Source organism: Serratia sp. A07 (genome assembly GCF_058725505.1).
The window spans coordinates 1-889 of record NZ_JBZXDO010000201.1 but is presented as its reverse complement, the minus strand read 5'-3'; the positions used below and the strand labels follow the sequence as shown (position 1 = coordinate 889).

The 889-nt window shown below is 52.9% G+C and carries 1 rRNA gene; it reads left to right on the top strand.

Annotated elements, in window-relative coordinates:
• Positions 1-889, top strand: a 23S ribosomal RNA gene (locus AC4PR2_RS29225); the annotation flags it as partial.

The window sequence follows — 889 nt, the reverse complement described above, 5'->3', positions numbered from 1 at the left end:
AATCGTACCCCAAACCGACACAGGTGGTCAGGTAGAGAATACCAAGGCGCTTGAGAGAACTCGGGTGAAGGAACTAGGCAAAATGGTGCCGTAACTTCGGGAGAAGGCACGCTGGCATGTAGGTGAAGTCCCTTGCGGATGGAGCTGAAGCCAGTCGAAGATACCAGCTGGCTGCAACTGTTTAATAAAAACACAGCACTGTGCAAACACGAAAGTGGACGTATACGGTGTGACGCCTGCCCGGTGCTGGAAGGTTAATTGATGGGGTCAGCCGCAAGGCGAAGCTCTTGATCGAAGCCCCAGTAAACGGCGGCCGTAACTATAACGGTCCTAAGGTAGCGAAATTCCTTGTCGGGTAAGTTCCGACCTGCACGAATGGCGTAATGATGGCCAGGCTGTCTCCACCCGAGACTCAGTGAAATTGAACTCGCTGTGAAGATGCAGTGTACCCGCGGCAAGACGGAAAGACCCCGTGAACCTTTACTATAGCTTGACACTGAACATTGAGCCTTGATGTGTAGGATAGGTGGGAGGCTTTGAAGCGTGGACGCCAGTCTGCGTGGAGCCATCCTTGAAATACCACCCTTTAATGTTTGATGTTCTAACTCGGCCCCGTGATCCGGGGTGAGGACAGTGTCTGGTGGGTAGTTTGACTGGGGCGGTCTCCTCCCAAAGAGTAACGGAGGAGCACGAAGGTTAGCTAATCACGGTCGGACATCGTGAGGTTAGTGCAAAGGCATAAGCTAGCTTGACTGCGAGAGTGACGGCTCGAGCAGGTACGAAAGTAGGTCTTAGTGATCCGGTGGTTCTGAATGGAAGGGCCATCGCTCAACGGATAAAAGGTACTCCGGGGATAACAGGCTGATACCGCCCAAGAGTTCATATCGAC